This is a genomic window from Mycobacterium sp. UNC410CL29Cvi84, assembly GCF_000686745.1.
In the GTDB taxonomy this organism is placed as follows: Bacteria; Actinomycetota; Actinomycetes; order Mycobacteriales; family Mycobacteriaceae; genus Mycobacterium; species Mycobacterium mucogenicum_B.
The window spans coordinates 222,198-244,399 of record NZ_JMLM01000008.1 but is presented as its reverse complement, the minus strand read 5'-3'; the positions used below and the strand labels follow the sequence as shown (position 1 = coordinate 244,399).

Below are 22,202 nucleotides of genomic sequence, written 5' to 3'. Positions count from 1 at the left end.
CGCGCTCGCTCATCAGAGTGCTCGTTTCCTCGCGCGAGCGCTCGTCAGAAGAACCCCTGGGCCTTCGTCGAGTACGAGACGAGCAGGTTCTTCGTCTGCTGGTAGTGGTCCAGCATCATCTTGTGGTTCTCGCGGCCGATGCCGGACTGCTTGTAACCGCCGAACGCGGCGTGCGCGGGGTACATGTGGTAGCAGTTGGTCCACACGCGGCCGGCCTTGATGTCGCGGCCCGCCCGGTAGGCGACGTTGCCGTTGCGCGACCACACGCCGGCGCCGAGGCCGTACAGGGTGTTGTTGGCGATCGAGATGGCGTCGTCGTAGTCCTTGAACGACGTCACCGACAGCACCGGCCCGAAGATCTCCTCCTGGAAGATGCGCATGCCGTTGTGGCCGGAGAACACCGTCGGCGTCACGTAGTAGCCGCCGTTGAGGTCGCCACCCAGCTCGGCCCGCTCGCCACCGGTGATCAGCTGTGCCCCTTCGGACTTGCCGATCTCGATGTAGGACAGGATCTTCTCCAGCTGGTCGTTGGAGGCCTGCGCGCCGATCATGGTCTCGGTGTCCAGCGGGTCGCCCTGGCGGACGGCCTTGGTGCGGATGGCGGCCAGCGCCAGGAACTCGTCGAAGATGTCGGCCTGGATCAGGCTGCGCGACGGGCAGGTGCAGACCTCGCCCTGGTTCAGCGCGAACATGGTGAAGCCTTCGAGCGCCTTGTCCTGGAAGTCGTCGTTGGCGGCCATGATGTCGTTGAAGAAGATGTTCGGGCTCTTGCCGCCCAGCTCCAGGGTGACCGGGATCAGGTTCTGGCTTGCGTACTGCATGATCAGCCGGCCCGTGGTGGTCTCACCGGTGAAGGCGATCTTGGCGATGCGATTGCTCGACGCGAGCGGCTTGCCGGCCTCGACGCCAAAACCGTTGACCACGTTGACAACACCCGCCGGCAGCAGGTCGCCGATGAGCGAGAACAGGTACATGATCGACGCCGGGGTCTGCTCGGCGGGCTTGAGCACGATCGCGTTGCCGGCAGCCAGCGCGGGGGCCAGCTTCCAGACGGCCATCAGGATCGGGAAGTTCCAGGGGATGATCTGGCCGACCACGCCGAGCGGCTCGTGGAAGTGGTAGGCGACGGTGTCGTCGTCGATCTCGGAGATCGAGCCTTCCTGGGCCCGCAGCACGCCCGCGAAGTAGCGGAAGTGGTCGACGGCCAGCGGGATGTCGGCGTTCAGGGTCTCGCGGACCGGCTTGCCGTTGTCCCAGGACTCGGCGACGGCGATGGCCTCGAGGTTCTGCTCCATGCGGTCGGCGATGAGGTTGAGCACCCGGGCGCGGGCGGCCGGCGAGGTCTTGCCCCACGCGGGCGCGGCGGCGTGCGCGGCGTCCAGCGCCTTCTCGATGTCGGATTCGTCCGAGCGGGCAATCTCGATGAACACCTCACCCGTGACCGGGGTACGGTTCTCGAAGTAGCGACCGGCAGCGGGTGCCACCCACTCGCCGCCGATGAAGTTGTCGTAGCGGGCCGGGTAGGTCATCACCGAACCCTCGGCACCGGGACGCGCGTAAACAGTCATGGGTTCACTCCTCCAGTGGGTGACAAAACACAGATGTGCTGCTGGTCACTAACGGTACGCAGAAGTGGGTTGCAACACAGTTGCATCGTTGAACGCGATGGAACCGGAGCCCGTCAGCCGAGGTCGGCGTCCAATCCCGCCAGGTGCCCGACCGCCTGCGCCCGCACGACGGCGTCCGCGGATGGGTGGTTGCGCAGCAATTGCCAGCCGTGCCGGTCGTCGCGGCCGTCGGGCAGCGCCAGCCACCGGCGCAACAGGCCAACATGTCCGGCCGCGGACGCCGACAGCACCGCGGTCCGCAGGCTCTCCCCCAGCTCGGTGCGCAACCGGGCGATCGCCGGCGACACCGACTGCGGCAGCAGCGCACCCGAGTAGTGGGACAGCGCGGCGTCGACATCACCGCGGTGCAGTGCGGCGAAGACATCGGCGACGTCACTGTCGATCGGGGTTAGCAGCCGGTAGGGCCGCGACGCCACGTACTGGGCGCCGATGACCCGGCGCAGGCGGGACATCTCGACGCGGATGGTGACCGAGTCAAGATCGTTGTCGTCCAACAACATTGCGAGATGGTCGGCGCTCAGACCCTCGGGATGACGGCTCAGCAGAACCAGGATGTCGGCGTGCCGGCCGCTCAGGGTGTGCTGGCGCGGTTGTCCGTCGTCGCCGGTGGCGACCCAGCGCGGACGGTCACCGCCCAGCACCGTCAGGCGAGCCATGGTCACCGGACTCGGCGTGGGCTGCAGCAGCCGCTGCAGCGCCAGGTGGTTCTCGATGGCCATCACCGTCGCGCGCACCAGGCCCAGGGTCTGGGCCGAGGCAATCTGGCTGTCACCGGTGAGGTCGACGCAGCCGATGAGCTCGCCCGTCGTCGGGTCGTGCACCGGCACCGCCGTGCAGGTCCAGGGCTGCACCAGGCGGGCGAAGTGTTCCGAGCCGTGGATCTGCAGTTCCCGGTCCAGCGCCAGCGCGGTGCCCGGAGCGTTGGTGCCGGCGCTGCGCTCGCTCCAGTTGGCGCCGGCCACGAAGTTCATGGCCTCGCCCCGGCTCAGGGCCGTCTTGTCGCCCTCGACCCACAGCAGGGTGCCGTCGGCGGCGGCCACCGCCACCATGACACCGCTGTCCTTGGCGTCCTCGACCAGCAGTTTCCGGATCACCGGCAAGGCGGCCGCGATGGGTTGTTCGGCGCGCAGCTGGTCCAGGGTCTTGGGCACGACGGGCGTGAACTGCGCACCGCCGAGGTCGGGGTCCACGCCCGTGGCGAGGCTCCGGCGCCAGCTGTCGGCGATGACGGGACGGACGGCGGCGGGGTCCAGGTGCTGGGCGTCGATCTCGCCGGTGACGAACCGCTGGTGTACCGCGCGCAGCGTGGAGCCGGCCGGCGACCCCTCGGTGCGGCTGGTTCCCACGACACTCACACTCCTCGCAGGTCGGATACACACCTGCGTGGCCGCCAGGGTAGTCGACCTGGGTGTTCCAGGACACACGTTGGGTCCCGAGCGCGGCCATGACTGTGTGGTCCCGCCCCCGGCTCTCCTCCGGGGGCAGGACCACACAGGGCTTGGGTGGGCTAGAAGACCCAGTCGCCCGCCGCGCGCCGATCGGTCGCGGCGATGTCATCGGCGCCGTCACGGACGGCATTGCCGAGGCTGTGCAGGATGTCGTTGAGGGCGGCCGCCGACTGGTTCCAGCCGGCCTGCTCGGCCTGGAAGGCTTCGGCCGCCTCGCGGGTCCACGTCTGCTGAAGTGGTGCGACGAGGTGCCGGAGCTCTTCCAGCGACGTGTTCATCCGTGCCGATGTGGCATGGATTTGTTGGCGGACGGTGAATTCGATCTCGCCGAAGTGGTACGACAGTGCCGGTTGCATATGCCTTGTCCCGTCAGATCGCGTGACCGGTGGCGCCGATGCGCTGGGCATGGGAATCGGCCGCCTGACTCAGCACCGCCGCGTTCGAGCGGATGGTTTCGGCGATGCGTTGCAGTGACGCGTGCAGCTTCATCGATTCGCCGTTCCACCGGTTCACCACGTCCTGGAATCGGGTCGCCGCGGCACCGCCCCACACCGTCGGCGGGATGGCCGTCATCTGACCGATGAAGTTTCCGAGCATGGCCCGAATCTCCTCGTTGCGGACCTCGACCTTGCCGGCGATCCCCGTCATCAGATCGAAATCTGTAGTCAGAGCGCCACTTTCCGGAGCTGTCATGATTTCCTCTCGATTGGGTTTGATAGTTCAGACGTTTCCCGCGAGTATTCGGTTCCCTTGCGGTGCAAGTTTTTTCAGTCAGTCCGACGGGCCGAGCGGATCGCGGTGTCACAGGCCGGTTGGACGGCCGCGCCCTGGCACCCCACGGCGATCCGGACCGGTCCGTCGAGCAGCACCGACCACTCGACCGTCCGCCCGCTGCGCACCTCGCGGTACCGCACGGCCGCGCGCCCGGCACTGACACCGGCCTCCTCGAAATCCACGATGACGCCGTCGGGCAGCTTCGTCGACGCCTCCCGCAGCGACCTTGCCGCCACGTCGAGCGTCTGCTCCCGCGGCACGACCGATTGCGTGAGGTGGATGACCTGACCGTGGTCATCGGGCGAAATGATCTGCAGCCGAGCCGATCCCGCGCCCGCAAGCGCCCGGCCGACCGTCCAACGCACCGGGATCTGCACCGCCACCCGGCCTTCCACGAGCCACGTGAACTCCGGGTCTGCGACCGCGGCGACGGGCGGCGCTGGGGCGTCTGTGTTGGACAGGCCCACTGCCCCAGCACCGATGACCGCGACGGCCGCGGCGAAGGCAGTCGCGATGCGCGCCCGCGGGGAACGGGTCGCTGCGGCGCTGCGGGTGCTGTCCTCGTCGGCCTGGTCGAGCAGATCGTCGCAACTCAGAATCTGTGCCGGAACGCCCTGATCCTGCAGCAGCGCTTGCATTTCGGCGGCCAAGGGCGCGGCGCCGGGAACGCCGATGGGCGCGTCGATCACCACGTGGCCGTGCCACGTGGTTCGCGCGATGACGGCCTCGGCGGTGGCGCTGTCGGTGCGTCGCACGACGGACGCGGCCGCCCCGGGACGGGAGATCGTCACGATGTCCTCCCCCAGTTCGATGACCGTGCAATCGGGTTCGCCGCCGGCCGCTCGGAGGGCATCGGTTCTGCGCTCTATGACGACGTGAGAAACGCTGGTGGGGACTGCCGTCCGAACTCGCTCGATCCTCGACGGCGTCCACCACGTCGGGCAGACCACCGTGATGGCCGACGCGGTGCCAGCCGCCGCCGCCATGACGTCGCGCCAGATGTGTTGGGCGGGAAGGACCGCCGTACGCAGCAGGCCCAGCGGTTCGTCGACGCACTCCAAAGCGGACGAGACCAGGTCGGCGTCGATGTCTCCCGGCCCGCGGATCGTGTTCGGTCCGACCACCACAACCGTCATGGCGGCTCGGTCCAGCCGATCTGGATCAGCTGGTCAGGTTGACCGCGCCGCACCACGACGGCCCGGCCGGGCGGCAGCGTCATCGGCCGTGCCGCGCCCAGCAGCGGCCCTTCTTCCGGGCTGGTGCTCATGACGATGCCCGTTGCGCCCAGGTCCCGCATGCGCGACAGCAGCGGGTCGAACATCGCGCGTGCGGCACCACCGGAGCGGCGGGCGACCACGACGTGGAGCCCGATGTCCGCGGCGTGCGGCAACAGGTCGAGCAAGGGGCCCAACGGATTTCCCGCGGCTCCCATGACCAGGTCGTAATCGTCGACCACGACGTGGATTTCGGGGCCGGACCACCAGGACCGGTCCCGCAACTGCTGCTGAGTGATGCCAGGGCCCGGCAGCCGCGCGGCCAGCATGGAGAGCGCCGCGTCGAGCTCTGCGGCGGTTGTCACGGCCGACATCGCATAGCCGCACAGGTGCGGCGATTCCACCACCCCCAACAACGATCGCCGGAAATCGACGATCAGCAGCTGGGCCCACGCGGGATCGGTCTGGTCGACGATCGCGCGGCACAGCGTCCGCAACGCCGAGGTCTTGCCGCACGCCGTGTCGCCCATCAGGATCAGGTACGGATCGGCGCTCATGTCCAGGGCGAACGGTTGCAGGTCTTCTTCGGATACGCCGATGACGTACCGCGGCGGGCGTTCGGCGGTGGCCGCGAGCGCGGCGTATTCCACGCGTTGCGGAAGCAATTCGATCTGGGGCGCCGGGGACTGATGGGCGGAAATCCGGTCGAGCTCGGGCCGCGCGACCACGAACTCCTTGCCGTCTCTGGTGAGGCCCCGGCCGGGCGGGCAGGTGGTGAGCAGATGGGCACGGCGGCGGTCCATTTCGGACTCGCTCGGGTCACCGAGCCGCAATTCGACCCGGGTGCCGATGTGGTCTTTCAGCATCGGCCGCAGTTCTGCCCACCGATTCGCGGTCAGCACCACGTGGATCCCGACCGACAGGCCCTGCGCGGCCATGGCGGTGATGGGCTCCTCCAGCGCATCGAATTCCCGACGCAGCGTGGCCCAACCGTCGACGGCCAGGACCACCTCACCGTAATTGTCCGGAAAGGGCGCTTCGGGGCCGTGCTGCTGCCGGAAGTCCTGGCGCCGGCGGCACAACGAGAAGAGCTGGGAAACGATGCGCCGCAACAACTCCGGATCATTCCGGCCGGCGACGGTGCCGACGTGAGGGTGCCGCCGCAACGCCGTCAGCGCACCGTCGCCCAGATCGAGGCCGTAGACGCTGAGGCCGTCGGCAGGCGTGGTCACAGCGAGGCCCAGTAGCAACGTCTGCAGCGCAACAGATTTCCCCGAGCGTGGGCCGCCGACGATGGCCACGTGCCCACCGGACCCGCTGAGGTCGGCAACGAGAGGCTCGCGGCGCTGCTGAAACGGGTTGTCCACCAATCCGATCGGGACCCGCAGGAGACCGCCGTCGGTGCCGGCCGCCAGCAGCTCGGACAATGCGGGCGAACTGGTGAGGGGCGGCAGCCAGACCGGATGAGCATTCGCGCCGCGACCGGTCAGCCGGCGCAAGGTCGTCTCCATCAGCGTCGGCCCGGCCGGCGGGTGAGGCGTGACCACCGGGGCCTCGACGGTGAACAGGCGCGGAACCGGGCGTTCGTCGTGGCTCTGTGGGACCGGCCCCGAGACGAATGCAGTGTGAAATCGCACCAGCTTTCCGTCTGCGGTACGCAGCAACCCCGCACCCGGCGTTCCGGGCAGCTCGTGTGCGTCGGTGACCCCGATGACGGCCCGCGACTCCGCCGCCGAGAACGTCTTGAGGCAGACTCGGTATGAGAGGTGGGTGTCCAGTCCGCGCAGGCGACCCTCGTCGAGACGCTGGCTGGCCAGCAGGAGATGAACGCCCAGTGATCGACCGAGGCGGCCGATGGCGACGAACAGCTCCGCGAAATCCGGATGCTGGCTGAGCAATTCGGAGAACTCATCGACCACGATGAACAGGGCAGGCAGCGGTGGCAGGTCGGCGCCCGCCGCGCGTGCCCGCCGGTGGTCGCCGATTCCGGATAGGTTCCCGGCCGCCCGCAACAGTCCTTGGCGCCGTGTCAGCTCGCCGGCGAGGGCGTCGTGCATCCGGGCGACCAGATGTGCTTCCTGCGCCAAGTTGGTGATGACGGCCGCGACGTGGTTGGCCTGTTCGAAGCCGAGAAACGTTGCACCGCCTTTGAAGTCGACGAGGATCAGATTCAGCTCGTCCGGCGAGTGGGTGCTGATCAGACCCAGCGTCAGGGTGCGCAGGAACTCGGATTTGCCGGAACCTGTTGCGCCGATGCACAAGCCGTGCGGACCCATGCCGTGCTCGGCCGGTTCCTTGAGGTCGAGCTCGACCGTCGCACCGGTGTCGTCGGTACCGATCGGCACCCGCAGCCGATGCCGGGCCGGACGAATCGGCCACCCGTCCCCCGCCACGTCCGCGCCGACGAACGTCGTCCGATCATGGTGTCGGCGTGCGTTGTCCGCACCGACGGCCAGGCGGTAGCGCGCCACACGTCGTCCGCAGGTCTCTGCTTGTGCGGCCGTGAGCACGTCGGCGGTCGAGCAGGGCGGAAGCGTCGACGCCGTACCCGGCGCGCCGAGCACCAGCAGTGTCACCGCGTCGGTGTCCACGAAGACGGCGGCCGCCGGACTGTCGACCAGCACCACCAGATGACACCCGGCGATGGCAGTGACGGCACCGAGGTCCGTAAACCGCAGCGGCTGCCCGCCGAGCACGCCCGAGCGATAGTGGTGCGGTAGCCATTTCAGCCAGTCCCACTCGACTGATCCGGCGACCGCGGCGATCTTCAGCTGGTCGGGTCCATGCCACATGGCCAGCTGGCACACCATCGCGCGCGCCTGTCCCCGTGGATCATCGCCGCCGACGTCGATCCGCCGCAGCCGATTGACGACGACCGTCACCGGGACATCGGGCACGGTCGCGGCGGTTCGTAGCAGCCGATCGAGCGCCGAGGCGGTCAGCGGATCCGTCGTCCCGTCGCCGGTGGCGGGTACCGGAACGAGTCTGGTGTTTAGTGGGCGTTCCCCGATCCCGACGCGGATTTCGGTGAAATCGTCTTCGTTCCAACGGCGTTGCCACATCCGTTCGGAGCCGGCGAGCGTCCACAGCGTGTCCGGCGGCGGGTGGTTCTGATGTAGTACCCGATGCTGCTCGGCTGCGGTTCGCTCCGCGCACTCACCGATCGCGTCGAGATACACCAGGTACTCACGCCGATCTGCGTCGATCTCACCTGCCCGGCGCGCACCGCGCGACCCGAGGACAGTGCTGCCGACCAGCGACAGCACCATCATCGCCGGAAACAGTAGGAACATCGGATTCCGGCCGGTGGCCGAACCCGAACGGAAGTAGAACACCATCATGCCGGCCATCGCCAACAGCATGAGCACGGGTGCGACGCGGGTGATGACATTGCCCGACGACAATCGCGGCACCTGTGGTGGTGTCCGGACCTCGATGTCTTCCGCATCCAATGGGACTACGGGAGATCGTGCGACTCTGGTGAATTCCATCGAACTATCAGACGTACCCCGACACCGTTCGGTTCCATCGATTTTCGTGTCGGGTAGGGACCCGATTCGCGGTTACGGTGAGATCGGCATGTCGATCCGGGGGGCGCGATGTCTGAAGCAGTGTGTCGGCTATCCGTACGGACCGACAATGAACGCACCAGCGACACCACCGATCTGGTGCTGCCTGCGGGCGCCGCGGTGGACGCGTTGCTCCCTGACGTCGTGGCGCTGGCACATCCGCGCGCGCCGGAAGGCGTGAGTTGGCACCTGAGCCGGGCCGCCGGGAATCCGATCGACGGGTCATTGTCATTGCGGCAAAACGGAGTTCACGACGGTGACATCCTGGAGCTGCGGCCAAGCACGGTGCCGGAGTTCGGCACGCTGCGGAGGCACACGGCGACCATGGCCGCCGACCAGGCGCCTCGCGATGCCACCGGCCATCTGGTCGGGCCCGTGCTCTGTCTGTGGGCGGTGACCGCCGCATCCGTGCTGCTGCTCTGGTCTGCTGCGCGCGGCGACCACTTCACGGCAGCCACTGTCGGTTGCGGTGGTGCGCTGGCCGCAGTGGCGATGTCATGGCGGTCCGCCCGGGCGGCGTGGCCGGCCGCCGCCGTCGTGCTCGCTTTCGCGGCGGGTTTCTCGGCCGTACCGGGTGGCCCGGCGGCGCCCAACGTCCTGCTCGGATCGGCGTCAGCGTTCGCGGTGGCCCTCGTTCTGCTACGGATCGGTGTGCTTCCCGTATCCGTTGCGGCCATGGCCTTTACGATGCCGACAATGGTGACGACCGCTGCAGCGAGTACGTGGTCGGTGCCGCTGGTCAGTACCGGGGTGGCCACCACCGTGGCGGCATTTGTGGTGCTGTCGGCCGCGCCGCGGTGCGCCGTCACCGTCGCCGGACTCACGCCGCGCTCGGCGACGGTCACCGACGGCGATCCGCAACGGATCGAGCTGGCGCAGCGGGTGCTCACGGCGATGGTCGTGGGCGCGGCCGCCGCCGCGGCGGCCGGTGCCGTCGTGGTTGCCGTGGGCGCCTTCCATGAGTCCCAGACCTCGACGGTGGCGTTCATCTGGGTGGCGACGGCCGCGATTGCGCTGCGGGCACCGTCCTATCGGCATCCGGCACGGCGGTGGGCGGTCATGGTCGCGGGAATGGTCTGTACCACTGCGGCTTTGGTCGTCACCGCGATGGCATTCCCCGACTGGGCCGCCTGGCTCGGCGGCGGCGTCATCGCGGTGGTGCTGGGCGCTCAGCGGATCGGACGGGTGAGTGCCACGGTGGGCCGAAGCTTTGTACATCTCGAATACGTGGCACTGGTCGCCGTGCCGGCATGCGCACTCTGGGCCGCAGATGTTTTCCGCCTGGCGCGTGGCCTGTGAGCACCCTGCGGCGGGTCGTCGTTGTCGCCTTGACGATCACCATCGCGTCGACCGCTCCGTGCGCACATGCCATCGCGCCCAAACCGGTTGATCACAGCCAACTTCCCGGACCCGCGGCCCCGGCACCGCCCGGTAGGACCGAACAATCGGACCGGTGTGCGACGGCGAAACCGGCTGATGCCCGTCCCGCAGACCAACCCGACATGCTCAATCTTGCTGCGGTGTGGCCGCTTTCCCGCGGCAGCGGACAGCTGGTGGCAGTGATCGACACCGGCGTGGCCCGGCACCGACTGCTCCCCCGCCTGGTCGCCGGCGGTGACTACGTCTCGTCCGGGGACGGTACGCAGGACTGCGACGGCCACGGTACGGCGATCGCCGGACTGATCGGCGCCGTTGCCCCGGACAACGGGACATTCAGCGGTGCGGCACCCGACGCCACGATCCTGGCGATTCGACAGTCCAGCAACAAGTTCCGGCTGACCGACGATCATGAGATATCAGGGGTGGGTGATGTCGAGACGCTCGCCCGTGCGGTGCGCTCGGCCGCCGACGCGGGCGCCACTGTCATCAACATCTCGTCGGTCGCCTGCATGCCCGCCGCGGACCCGCTCGATGACCGGTCGTTGGGCGCCGCCCTGGCCTATGCGGTCGATGTCCGCAATGTTGTTGTGGTCGCGGCTGCGGGCAACGCCAGCGGTGACTGCGCGGGACAGAATCCGCTGTCCGATCCCAAACGGCCGGGCACGCCGGACTGGGACACGGTGCACACCGTCGTCAGCCCGGGCTGGTACGACGACTACGTGCTCACCGTCGGATCGGTCAGCCCGAACGGGACGCCGTCGCCATTCAGCCTGGCCGGACCCTGGGTCGACGTCGCCGCGCCCGGCGAGTCGGTGGTGTCACTGAACGCGCAGGGCGACGGACTGGTCGACAGCCGGCCCGACGGGCGCCCGCTGTCGGGCAGCAGCTACGCCGCACCCGTCGTCAGTGGTGTTGTCGCACTGGTGCGTTCGCGACTGCCGCAGTTGTCCGCCCGCCAGGTGATGGCCCGCATCGAAGACACCGCACGCCACCCGGCCGACGGCTGGAACCCCCAGATCGGACGCGGCGTCGTCGACCCACTGGCCGCCGTCAGCGGCGGTGTCCCGACACCCGCCCCCGCGCGGGTGTCGACCGCGCAGACAACGCACGCGCCCGGTCCCGACCACCGACCGTCGCGGCGCATCGCCTTCCTCGGCACCGCCATCTGCATCGCGGTGGCAGCCGTCGCCGTGACCGGACGCCGACGGTCACGACGATAGGCGTTTCGTCAAGTTGTTGTCCGTTCTCAAATAGCCTGCCATATCCCAGGTCGCTGAGCTGGGCAGACGACGCCGTTCTCACTCGGTGTCACGCACGCTTTTTCTCAAAATCGTGTCACTTTTCGGATCCGCCCCGGTGAGGGCATCTGTCACCGGAAAGCCGTTCCGCTGCAGCGGTCTCACCGCGACGCTTGGCGTGGATGTAGACCAGCTCGCCGGCCCAGTGCCGTGCCGTGACGGTCAGTCCAGCGTCGGTGAACCAGCGGCGGGCGTCGGACAACGTCGCCGACGGACCGAACACCCAAACCGTCGACCGAACGCCCTGAAAATTCGCAGCGCCGCAGCTCACCGTGCAGCGCAACGTCAGCGATCACGCGGCCACCGGGCCGCACACACCGCGCCATTTCCCGTACCGCTGCCGCATGTCAACCGCTGGGCGGCATTGGTCGATTACGGGACCAGGATATTGACCTCGTCAGCGTCCTCTGGTGGCTTGGTGTAGATCCGAATCCTTGTAGGTCCGGCTTGGGCAAGCTGAGCGAGACCGCCACCGTCGCCGGGTTCATCGGTCAACGTTTGATTGATCGCAAGTTGCGGAGGGTCCGTAATGATGAGGTCGCGGTCGAAGATGAGCGTTCCCATACCGGTTGGGTCCACGCCACGGTAGACCCGGACGTGGACGTTCTGGTTCCGGGACACCGCTTCGTCGGTCGTCATGGTGTGCACCAGCACGCCGTAGTCGTTGTATGTGGCGAAGCTGCCTTGCGCGCGCGGGCCTCCGGGAGGGTCGACGGTCGACCAGGACGCTGCGTCGCGAATCTCGATGCAGTGATAGTCCGGGAACACCTCGATATCAAGCAACAGCTCGTTTGCTGGGGCAGCACTCATGCGTATCCGATCCTCTTGCCGCGCTGGCTATTTCTGGCCTTTGCGGTGTTTCTTGTTGGTGCTTTGCTTCTTGTTTTTCTTGCCGCCGCTCTTCGAGCCATGCGAGTTGTTGCGGCTGCCACCATGGCGACTGGTGGTGTCCTGAGTGTTGTTGGTGACGTTCGTTCGGGAGGCGTTGCCTCGATTCGAGGCGTTGTTGGCCTCCCTCGCACTAGCTTGGGCTTGGGCGCGGGCCGCATCGGCGGCGGTGTCCTGGCGGTGATCGATAGCGCAACGTACGCAGCGGGTTTGGCCGTCTTCGGCGCGGTAGGCGGTGCTGAACTGATCGCCGACTTTGACGCCTTGGTGTTGAAAAACTGACCGGAAGATATCGCGTTCGATGTCAGATTCATCCTTGGGAAGAACGTGAATGTCAGCACCTTGCCCGCCTTGTTCTGAGGATGCGGGCGACCACTCATGAAGAACGTTGCCGTCCTTGCCCACTCGTGGGTGCCCCTTCTGGGCAGCGTAGCGATTCCGACCAGCTTGGGCCGGTGTGGTGCGCGTGAACTCTTCTGGAGCGCTTCCGCGTGCAGTAGTGTCGAGGTTGGCATGGAAATGGCCGGGCATTTCGGTCTCGTCGTAAACCCCCACAGGCACTGTGGTGGTATCGCCACAATCAAGTTTGCACCCCTTTGGCAGGCTCCGAGGACCATTGGGCCCCTCGTAATAGGGCAACTTTGGCGGCAGCGCATTGGCCTGTCCGAGCGGCTCAGTGCCAACAGTGTTCGCAGCCGGAGGTCCGGTGGGCACTGCCGGGGTGTCCACACCTGGTTTGGGCGTCAGCGCGCCGGCGATGTCGTTGGTCAGTTGTGGTGACGGGGTGGGGGTGACCGGTTTGGCCGCCGCGACATCACGGAGGGCGCCTTCGGCGAGGTCGTCGCCGAGTTTCTGCGCGCCGCGTTCGGCGATCGCGGTCAGCCCCTTTTGCACGCTGCGAGCAGGGCTGATGTAGTTGGTGACTTCCAGCACGTCACCGGCGGCGGCCAGGACTTGGTTTGTCGGGTCAGCGGCAGCGGCTTTCTGCACCAGCCCGGTGGTTCCGGAGAGCACCAGGCTGGCGCCGAACCCGGTCCCTACGCCGGTCACCATGAGCACCGACCCGCCAATGATCTCGGCGGACTCCAGCGGGTTGTTCTTGACGAAGTTCCCGACAGCTTTGGCGCCGACGACCGTGGCATCGGCGACCGTGTGAGCCGCGGACACGACGCTGTCGACCATGCAGGAAAAGCAGGGGTCGGCGTATACCGGCCATACCGTGGCGGCGTCGGGGTGGATCACTTGGGCCAGCAGATACAGGCCCGGCCGGATCTGTTGGGTCACAAAGGCACTCGGCACGACGCGACCGTGGCTGTCGCGGGCCTGTGGGGCGGCGATCGTAGCGATGGTGGTCGCCGCTGGGGTGGCCTGGTTCAGGGTGATGATCCCGCTGGTGTGGGCCAGCATCACCGTGTTTGCTGGGGTGCGCAGGAACATCGGCACCATCGGCAGTACTTGGCCGTCGGCGCTGGTTGCCGCCGCTGAGTTACGCGGCGCTGTGGCAGTGTTTGTCACCTGGTGGGGGATGCGGGTGATGGTGCGCCCACCTGAGCCCTGGTTCTCGGCGATCACGCTGAAACCGGCGCCGCGGTCCGGATAGACGACCTGGCCGGCGGGGGTGTGCTCGCCGGCCCCCAGTCCGGCGGGCAGGACCAGTTGGGCGCTGCGCCCGTCGGTGGTGGGCAGATCCCAGCCCGCCACCGGATCAGACGGGATGTTCGCCGACCGCGCCTCAGCGCTGAGCGTGCCATCGGAGGCCAGTGCGGTCCCGGCGAATACAGCGGACGCCGTAGCGGCCACGGCCTGCGCGTCCGAGGGTGCACGATCGCCAGCGGTAGTGGGCTCGGCGGGGGTCAATAGGTGCATCCCGCCGACCACCAAAGCCAGCGTGGCCACCAACGTGATGGCTAACTGTGCCCAGTGTCGAATACCCCATAATGGCCGGTCGCCCGGCAAAAAGTCCCCCACGATGAAATCCCCCTACTTGCACCAGAGTCGGCGTTCGGCAGCAATGACGAACTCTGTACGGGGTAGTCGGAAACCACGCCTAGGACCGAACGTCAGCGAACAGTGATCTCCAGCACACTGACCAAAGCGAACCGGCGCGTAATGCTCGCACGCATGAGGGAACCGACCTACCGCAAAGCGGCAGCCAAAAGTCGTTAGGCAACCACCCGCGCGGGTTGCGGCCTCCGCTGCGGCCGGCCATCCGGCTTGGGAGCAAAGTTCACCGCCGGCGGGCAACAGCCCGCGCACAGTTCGACGATGGGGAAACCAATGGCTGATGTCTCGGGAGGCAGTGGATATACACCGGCGCGAAGATGGGTCCGTGGACGTCCGCGCCTTAGCCACTGAAGTAGAGGTCCGCTAGTTGCCGGCGTGCTGTTGGGCGAAGTCGCGGATGCACGCAGTGACGCCAAGGACGTCCTCACAGGGCAACATGTGTGACGCGTTCGGCCACAGTCGATGGTTCGCGTCTCGCCACCGAACTCAACACCGGCGAGTGGGCCATCAAGAACGCGCATCTGTTAGACCTTGCGGAACTGGACCTCGGCTATCGACTCCTCGTTGCGGAACTCCCCCAACCACGTGCGCGACGGTGCTGGTAACTCAGGCGCGGATCAGGGAACCAGCCGTCTGCCACCAGATTGGCCGGATTCTTGCGATGTTAGGCGTAATAGCCACTGTTCATGCGAGTGCTGGTAGGTCAGTGTCAGTCGGTGATGGAGAAACAGCACCGTATTGCAGTGGTGGCCCTTGACGGTGTCACGGCATTGGACATCGCGATTCCCCTCGATGTCTTCACAGTTGACTCTGACGTCCCGTATGACTTGAAAATCTGCGGGATGTCGGATCGCGTCAGTACTGCATCGGGCCTGTCATTGGTGGTCGGCCACGGACTTGATGCAGTGAGTGAGGCCGATACCGTGATCGTCCCGGGGTATCAGCCGGTGGATCGGCCCGTCCCCGCCCCAGTTCTCGACGCCATAGCAGCGAGTGCAGCGCGAGGTGCCAGGGTGGCGTCAGTTTGCACTGGGGCATTTGCCTTGGCCGCCGCCGGCGTCCTCGACGGCCAACGAGCCACCACGCATTGGCAGCACCTTGGGGAATTCGAAGCGCTGTTTCCATCGGTGCAAATCGATCGGGATGTCCTCTATGTTGACAACGGCAATGTCCTGACTTCTGCTGGAATGTGCTGCGGGATCGACATGTGCTTGTACATGGTCATGCGGGATTTAGGTGCCGCGACCGCGAATCGTGTAGCGCGTGCATTAGTGGCCCCGCCTCATCGCGAAGGAGGGCAGGCGCAGTATGTCCCCGCGGCGGTTGCGATTGTCGGAGATACGTCCTTGGCTGCCACTCGGGCCTGGGTATTGGGCCGTCTCGCCGAGACAATCACCGTCGCAGAGATGGCCAAGCACGCCAGGATGTCGGTGCGAACCTTCATGCGTCGATTCACCGACGAGACAGGAACGACTCCGTTGCAGTGGCTAGTCAACGCACGCATTACCGCTGCACGCGAACTACTTGAAACCACCGACTATTCGATCGACCGGGTCGCCCAGGACTCGGGCTTGGGGTCGGCCGCCAATCTGCGTCTCCATTTCCGACGCAGCCTGGCCACCACGCCAACCGCGTACCGTCAAGCCTTCTCGTGTGACTACGCCACAGCGACTGCAGTCTGAACAGACAATCCTAGTAATCGAACAGTCAGTCCGGCTGAGGGCTCGGACAGGCGGACGAGACACGATGCAACCGCGCACCGACGCGACCGTTGCGTGCGCCACCACAAACCCGAACGACGCGCCCCACAACCGATCCTCGGCGACTACCGAGCGAAACCGAGGCTCTCGGGAAGCGAGTCCGCCGTCCGCCGCGCTGAAGCAACTGAACCGCATCGGTCCCAACGAAAGGAACACGCCATGACCATCAAGACTGTTCAGGTCCCCGAAAACTCTGAGGTCTTCGGCCGGTCTGTAAGCGCTTTCGCGAGTTTTGGCTATTCCGCAGCCGTGCGCTCACATGGGCACCTATTCATTGCCGGCACCATCGGTCGGCGCCCCGACGGCACCATCCCCGAGGGCATCGAGGAACAGACCGAGATCGCCATTGCGAAGCTGCAAGAAATTCTCCGACTAGAAGGTCTAGACCTGTCCACGCTCGTCGACGTCACCAGCTATCACGTTGACATCCACCAGCACCTGCCCGGCTTTACCAAAACAAAGGAACGCCACATCAAGCCTCCTTACCCGGCTTGGTCACTTATCGGCGTCAACGGGCTCGCGAGCCCCGGGCTGCTCGTCGAAATCCGTTCGACCGCAGCGTATCCCGACGAATTCTGAGCCCACGCCCGTTCTTCCGCCTACACGTACACCCAGTCGCGCTGCAGCGAACTAGTTGAAACCGCCGAATATTCGATCGATTATGGCCAAATCCTTTTGCGAGTTGTCGATTACGACACTCGTGTGACGTCTAGCGGAAGAGGAGTCTGGTCAGAACAGCACGAATCGCTCGAGAGGAAACAATGTGTCGGATCTGATAGGAAAGCGGGCTCTGGTCACCGGCGCCGCGCGAGGCATCGGGTCGGCCATCGCCGTGCATCTGGCCGCTCGTGGGGCCGATGTGGCCATCACGTACCAGCGCTCGGCTGACGACGCGGAGAGGGTCGCTGACGAGATTCGGTCGCGCGGGAGGAGGGCCGCTGCGATTCAAGCTGACAGTGCAGACGCGGCTGCGGTCATGTGGTCGATCGATGAAACTGTCTCGCAACTCGGCGGATTGGATATTTTGGTCAACAACGCTGGTGTGCTGCGTTCCGCGCCGCTGGTCGAGACCACACTTGAGCAGATCGATCACATGATCGCGGTGAACATTCGCTCGGTCGTGCTCGCTTCGCGGGCTGCGATTGCCCATCTCCCTGATGGAGGCCGAATCGTCTCTCTGGGCTCGTGCCTGGCTGAGCGGGTGGCGATCGACTACGCAACGGTCTATTCGATGTCGAAATCTGCGTTGCTGTCCTTCACTCGTGGCCTGGCACGCGAACTCGGCCCGCGCCATATCACGGTCAACCTGGTTCATCCGGGACCGACGGATACCGATATGAATCCTGCAGATGGTGCCGGTGCCGATGGGTTAAGGGAGCTCATGGCACTCGGACGTTTTTCAAATGTGGTCGACATCGCATCGGCAGTCGGATTTCTGGCTAGCCCGGCGGCCCGAAATATCACCGGTACCGGAATCACCGTCGATGGTGGCATGAACGCCTGAACGCGTGGCCAACCTGATGCAGATTCAGCGGTGGCACGTCGACGACAGGCAATCTCGTATCACTCCCCAGGACGCGGGCCAAGCCACTGGCGCCAAAGCGCCCCCACCGATGCACTTCGTCGGTGGGGGCGCTTCGCCCTGGCAGGCTCAGGGCAGGTCGACGACCTCGAACTCGAGCAGGTCGGCGCCGGTGGCCACTGGTTTGCGTCCATCGGCGACCGGCCCGTGGTCCGCCGTCTTCGCCCGCCATGCATCAAAGGACTCCTGGCTGGCCCAGATCGTCATCACGAAGTACCGATCGTCACCTTTGACTGGGCGCAACAAGGTGAAGCCTTCGAACCCGGGTTCACCGTCGACCATGCGCGCCCGTGCCGCAAAGCGACCTTCCAATTCAGCGCCCTGGCTGACCGGAACGTGCAGGGCATTGATCTTGACTACAGACATCAATCTCCTTGTGTCATCGAATATTTATGACAGTCATTGAACGGCGAGTCCCACCGATCTTCGTTGATGGACCGCATCTGACTTAATCGACGATGCTCGATCCTACTGAACTTTCCGCTCACGGGCATCGCGACTCTCCATGAGTGTAGATACGAAAGACATTGGCACACAACATATAATGCGATGGCAGCAACCTGACGCAGCCTGGCCTTATTACCGCTGGCAGCGCCAGATCGTGCCGGCGATGATGAAGTGGCCGGATTCTTCGCAGGCAAAGGAAAAGGTCGACGCTCTAGATTGCTATCAGCCATTCACTGGAGGACTCGTCCGTACGTGTTCACGCGTCAGCGCCTCGCTACTCGTTGTCGCAGTGACGAATTCGAAGCACGTCAGTGGCAGTAGCTAGTAGCGATGTCGGCATCGACATATGACGCCGGAAGGTGAGAGTGGTCCCCGAAGCACGTTGGACGGCAGGCACGTGACGGTGTCACAGCCGCGACCAGACGATTCGTCACCCGCTGGGCGATCCCTTGAAGGTCGCCGGATTGGAGTGACAGCGGCCCGGAAGGCCCGAGAACAGATCGAGATGTTCCAGCGGCGCGGCGCCGATATCATCTGGGCACCCGCGCTTTCACTTGCCCCGTCGATGATCGACGAGCGGGAGCTTCGCCGCACTACGCAGGTGGTCGTGTGCCGGCCGGTGGATCTGTTTCTGGCGACAACCGGTACCGGCATAAGGTCCTGGTTCGAATCCGCCGACTCATGGGGGTTGGGTCATGATCTGGTCCGGGTGGCCTGCGGCGCCGAGGTGCTGGCTCGGGGCCCGAAGTCGGCCGGTGCACTAGTCGGGCGGGGAATACGCGTCGACTGGTCGCCGCAGAGTGAGCGCTTCGCAGATGTCCTGGCCTACCTAGACCGCAGAGATCTGTCTACCAAGCGAATCGTCCTGCAGGAGCATGGCCACTCGCTGAATTACGCCGCCCAGTTCCTGCGCGAACGGGGCGCTGAGGTGGTTATCGCTTCGATCTACCGCGTCGAAGGATCTGAGTCGCCTGCGCTGGTTGATGAACTTCTCGATCTGGTCGTCGGTCATGATCTGGACGCACTCACCTTCACCTCAGCGCCTGCCGTTGCCTCGATCATGCGTGCCGCCACACTCACCGGTCGCGAATCTGCCGTCGTTGATGCGCTACGCGCCCACGTCGTGGTCGCGTGTGTGGGGCCGGTGGCTGCAGATGCGTTCTCGCCCTGGCGTATTCCTGTCATCGTCCCTCGCCGCTTTCGGCTCGGCGCGCTCGTCAAACTCGTCGAGTCCCACCTAGAGCAACGCTGACCCGTGAGCCAGAGTCGATTCACACGCCCACTCACGCCGCATCCCGGTACGTGGCGGCACTCAGGCTCAGCGCGCTCGATCACCAGTCGAGCAACAAGTGCGGGCAGCCATTCTGTCGATCTGTCTAATGGGAGGGTGTTTCGGCATGAGTGGACCGCTGTGAGGCAATCGCATACTCGCTGTGTTCGTTGGATCGATCTGATCCGCTCCCGAGTGCCGGGAGTTGCTCTCCTGGTGAGCTTGGGAGCGGTATGCGCGGTACTTGGCTCCGGCTGTGCGGCACCCATGGCTCCGCGCGCTGAAACCCCATGACCTACTTCGGCTGGTAGCTCTCACATAGCCGGTGATGTTGTTGAGGCACTGAAGCGCAGCGGGTTACAGCTGGGGCGGTCCGTGGACACCAGCGCTGCGGACTGTCCGGCGATTGGATGTGCGCAGTCGATCACCACCGAGCGCATGCAAGTTCTCTCGTTTCGGACGAGTGGTGCGGCTCACGTGTATGCAGCAGATCACGGTATGCGTCAGGTGATGACCGTAGTCGTCGATTTCGCCTCGACGATGCATGTTGAGGAGCGTCAGGCATACTGGGCCGCCATCACGCGTCTGATGAGTTAGGTTGTCTCACAGGCTGAGTCGTGCTTCGTGGGGTATACACGTGTTTCTGCAGTCACCTTGATGGTGACAGTAGGCTGGGCATGACAAGGTCTGTGAGAATTGCATTCCGGTCAATGACGTCACGGGCCGTCCCTGTTGAGTGACGCCACCAACCCGGGGCCTGTTATGACAGGCGTTCGAGAATCATAGCCATGCCTTGGCCGCCCCCGACGCACATGGTTTCTAGACCGAATTGCTTGTCGTGGAACATCATCGAGTTGATCAGCGTGCTGGTGATCCGTGCACCTGTCATGCCGAATGGGTGCCCGAGTGCAATGGCGCCACCGTTGATGTTGACCTTGTCTTCATCGATATGGAGGTCGCGCACGGATGCAATGACCTGGGCTGCAAAGGCTTCGTTGATCTCGACCAGGTCGATGTCCCCCATGCCGAGGTTTGCCCGTCGCAGGGCTTGCCTACTTGCTTCGACGGGGCCGAGCCCCATGATCTCTGGTGACAATCCGGAGACGCCAGTGCTGACGATCCGTGCCAGTGGGGTGATGCCGAGCGCGGTCGCCTTGGCATCTGACATCACCACGAGTGCGGCGGCTCCGTCGTTGAGCGGACAGCTGTTGCCGGCGGTGACCGTTCCGTTTCGCCTGAAAACGGGTGGCAGGGCAGACACAGCTTCGAGAGTGACATCGGCTCGGGGACAGTCGTCGGTGCTGACGTAGCTGCCGTCAGAAAGGGGCACGGGAGCGATATCGCGAGCCCAAAAGCCGTACGCGGTGGCAGCTTCGGTGCGATTCTGGCTGCGTACAGCGAAAGCATCCTGATCGGTGCGGCTGACTCCCTTAAGGTTGGCGACGTTCTCCGCGGTCTGGCCCATCGCGATGTACAGATCTGGTAGCTGACCGTTGGCGCGGGGATCTGCCCATCCTGAGTTGTCCCGCGTGCGGTCGGCGGTGCGGGACTGAGCATCGGCGAAGACGGGGTTTTGTCCTTCGGGGTTATCCGCGGCACCGTTGAAGTACCGACTGACTGTCTCTACGCCGGCGGAGATGAAGACGTCGCCTTCGCCAGATCTGATGGCATGCAGTGCCATGCGCGTTGTCTGGAGGCTGCTCGAGCAGTAGCGATTGACTGTCACACCCGGCAGGCGGTCGAGACCGGCCAGCACGGCTACTGCGCGCCCAAGGTTGTTTCCGGATTCTCCGGCAGGCTGCCCGACGCCGAGCATGAGGTCATCGATCTGGATTGGGTCGAGTTCGGGAATCTTGGCTAGTGCGGCGAGCACTGCGTGGGCGGCGAGGTCGTCGGGACGTAGATCTCTGAGGGATCCTTTGACTGCGCGGCCGATCGGGGTTCGCGCGGTGGAAACGATGACTGCTTCGGGCATGCCGATACTCCTGTGCTGTTTGGTGGGGGTGCGTGTAGTGCAGGTTGTTGTCGGGCAGATCGATTCAGTGCGTTGCGCCGCTGAATCCACCATCGACAGGTAGCACGGCCGCAGTGACAAATGCGCCGGCTGTTGAGGAGAGGAATCGGACTGCGCCGACAATGTCATCGGACTGGCCGTAGCGGCCGAGGGGAACGGTGTTGAGCAATTCGTTTTCGCGTGCTGGGTCTGCTGCGACATGGCTGAGCATGTCCGTGAGGAACGGCCCGGGAGCTATGGCGTTGACGGTGATGCTGTCGCGTGCCAGGCGGCCGGCGAGATGGCGGGTGAGCATGTGCAGTCCTGCCTTGCTGGCGCTGTAGGAGTAGTTTTCCCACTGCGGTGCCACCATTCCGTCGACGCTGCCGATGTTGATGATGCGGGCAGGATCCTCTGGGCGGGCGCCGTTTTTGAGCAGCGGTAGTAGTCCGACGATGATTCCGAACGGGGAGACGAGGTTGGTGTTGAGTACCTTGTTCCAGCCGGATAAGGGGTACTCCTCTAGCGGTGCTCCCCATGTGGTCCCAGCGTTGTTGACCAGGATGTCGATGTGCTCGTGGCGATCGTTGACCGAGTTGACCAGATGTTCGATGCCGGTGGACGTCGAGAGATCGGCACTGATGTAGCTGCAGCGCCCGGAGCTACCGAAGGCCTCTGCTTCGCTGTTGATGTGATGCGCTGTGGCGCGGCATTGTTCGACTTTTCTGCTGGTGATGATCACCTCGGCGCCGGCGGCAACGAGGCCTCGGGCGATCATGGCGCCGATTCCTCGGGATCCTCCGGTCACCACGCCTATGCGGCCGCTGACAGAGAACAGGGTGTCGTTATCGGCGACAGGATGAGTTGTAGGTTCCATGCTTCGACGCTAAGAGATGGTTCGGTCTACCAGCTTGGAGCCTTGCGCACGTATGTTGTTGTGCGCGCGG

General features: G+C 65.3%; 17 protein-coding genes. 6 read left to right on the top strand and 11 right to left on the bottom strand.

The features are described 5' to 3' along the window. Positions 1-44 precede the first annotated feature (44 nt). From adh to eccCb, 6 genes are all read right to left on the bottom strand, one after another. Positions 45-1,568, bottom strand: coding sequence for an aldehyde dehydrogenase (gene adh, locus BR47_RS0113300; RefSeq protein ID WP_020101488.1), 1,524 nt, complete (start codon positions 1,566-1,568; stop codon positions 45-47). 113 nt (positions 1,569-1,681) lie between these two features. Then, positions 1,682-2,974, bottom strand: a complete 1,293-nt coding sequence (locus BR47_RS0113295; protein ID WP_020101487.1) for a GAF domain-containing protein — start codon at positions 2,972-2,974, stop codon at positions 1,682-1,684. A 161-nt stretch (positions 2,975-3,135) separates the two neighbouring features. Next, positions 3,136-3,432 carry a WXG100 family type VII secretion target gene (locus BR47_RS0113290; protein WP_029119808.1) on the bottom strand — a complete coding sequence of 99 codons (297 nt, stop codon included), beginning with the start codon at positions 3,430-3,432 and terminating at the stop codon, positions 3,136-3,138. A 13-nt stretch (positions 3,433-3,445) separates the two neighbouring features. Continuing rightward, on the bottom strand, positions 3,446-3,769 hold the full coding sequence (locus BR47_RS0113285; RefSeq protein WP_029105234.1) for a WXG100 family type VII secretion target: 324 nt from the start codon (positions 3,767-3,769) through the stop codon (positions 3,446-3,448). A gap of 74 nt (positions 3,770-3,843) precedes the next feature. Then, positions 3,844-4,986 (bottom strand): type VII secretion-associated protein, encoded by a 1,143-nt coding sequence (locus BR47_RS30460; RefSeq protein WP_051634780.1) that lies wholly within the window; start codon positions 4,984-4,986, stop codon positions 3,844-3,846. Then, positions 4,983-8,555, bottom strand: a complete 3,573-nt coding sequence (gene eccCb, locus BR47_RS0113275) for a type VII secretion protein EccCb (RefSeq protein WP_029119807.1) — start codon at positions 8,553-8,555, stop codon at positions 4,983-4,985. The genes BR47_RS30460 and eccCb overlap by 4 nt, the downstream gene beginning before the upstream one ends. Before the next feature lie 108 nt (positions 8,556-8,663). Between eccCb and eccD the strand changes: the two genes are divergently transcribed. Continuing rightward, positions 8,664-9,932, top strand: coding sequence for a type VII secretion integral membrane protein EccD (gene eccD / locus BR47_RS0113270; RefSeq protein WP_081831288.1), 1,269 nt, complete (start codon positions 8,664-8,666; stop codon positions 9,930-9,932). Then, positions 9,884-11,233 (top strand): type VII secretion-associated serine protease mycosin, encoded by a 1,350-nt coding sequence (gene mycP, locus BR47_RS0113265; RefSeq protein WP_197035058.1) that lies wholly within the window; start codon positions 9,884-9,886, stop codon positions 11,231-11,233. Before eccD ends, mycP begins: the two co-directional genes overlap by 49 nt. 450 nt (positions 11,234-11,683) lie before the next feature. On the opposite strand, the gene BR47_RS0113255 is transcribed toward mycP, so the two are convergent. Both BR47_RS0113255 and BR47_RS32090 read right to left on the bottom strand, forming a co-directional pair. Beyond that, positions 11,684-12,121, bottom strand: coding sequence for a hypothetical protein (locus BR47_RS0113255; protein WP_029119803.1), 438 nt, complete (start codon positions 12,119-12,121; stop codon positions 11,684-11,686). Positions 12,122-12,148: 27 nt separating this feature from the next. Then, positions 12,149-14,095, bottom strand: coding sequence for a NucA/NucB deoxyribonuclease domain-containing protein (locus BR47_RS32090; RefSeq protein ID WP_051634779.1), 1,947 nt, complete (start codon positions 14,093-14,095; stop codon positions 12,149-12,151). Positions 14,096-14,922: 827 nt separating this feature from the next. On the opposite strand from BR47_RS32090, the gene BR47_RS0113245 reads away from it, so the two are divergent. The 3 genes from BR47_RS0113245 to BR47_RS0113235 all read left to right on the top strand — a co-directional run bounded on the left by BR47_RS0113245 (position 14,923) and on the right by BR47_RS0113235 (position 17,467). Continuing rightward, positions 14,923-15,885, top strand: coding sequence for a GlxA family transcriptional regulator (locus BR47_RS0113245; RefSeq protein ID WP_036427267.1), 963 nt, complete (start codon positions 14,923-14,925; stop codon positions 15,883-15,885). A 237-nt stretch (positions 15,886-16,122) separates the two neighbouring features. Next, positions 16,123-16,542 carry a RidA family protein gene (locus BR47_RS0113240; RefSeq protein ID WP_029119801.1) on the top strand — a complete coding sequence of 140 codons (420 nt, stop codon included), beginning with the start codon at positions 16,123-16,125 and terminating at the stop codon, positions 16,540-16,542. Between the two features lie 184 nt (positions 16,543-16,726). Continuing rightward, positions 16,727-17,467: an SDR family NAD(P)-dependent oxidoreductase gene (locus BR47_RS0113235; RefSeq protein ID WP_029119800.1), complete on the top strand. Its 741-nt coding sequence runs from the start codon at positions 16,727-16,729 to the stop codon at positions 17,465-17,467. A 147-nt stretch (positions 17,468-17,614) separates the two neighbouring features. On the opposite strand, the gene BR47_RS0113230 is transcribed toward BR47_RS0113235, so the two are convergent. Next, a complete protein-coding gene (locus tag BR47_RS0113230) occupies positions 17,615-17,911 on the bottom strand; it encodes an antibiotic biosynthesis monooxygenase family protein (RefSeq protein ID WP_029119799.1) in 297 nt (98 codons plus the stop codon). Between the two features lie 427 nt (positions 17,912-18,338). Here BR47_RS0113230 and BR47_RS30450 point away from each other — a divergent pair, with 427 nt between their 5' ends. After that, entirely contained in the window at positions 18,339-19,244 is a 906-nt protein-coding gene (locus tag BR47_RS30450; RefSeq protein ID WP_081831287.1) for a uroporphyrinogen-III synthase, read from the top strand. 778 nt (positions 19,245-20,022) lie between these two features. Here the strand turns inward: BR47_RS30450 and BR47_RS0113215 are convergent. After that, complete coding sequence (locus tag BR47_RS0113215) at positions 20,023-21,237, bottom strand: acetyl-CoA C-acetyltransferase (RefSeq protein ID WP_029119797.1); 1,215 nt, start codon at positions 21,235-21,237, stop codon at positions 20,023-20,025. 64 nt (positions 21,238-21,301) lie between these two features. After that, the gene (locus tag BR47_RS0113210; RefSeq protein ID WP_051634777.1) at positions 21,302-22,132 is read right to left on the bottom strand and encodes an SDR family oxidoreductase; all 831 of its coding nucleotides are present in this window, start codon (positions 22,130-22,132) and stop codon (positions 21,302-21,304) included. Positions 22,133-22,202: the final 70 nt, after the last annotated feature.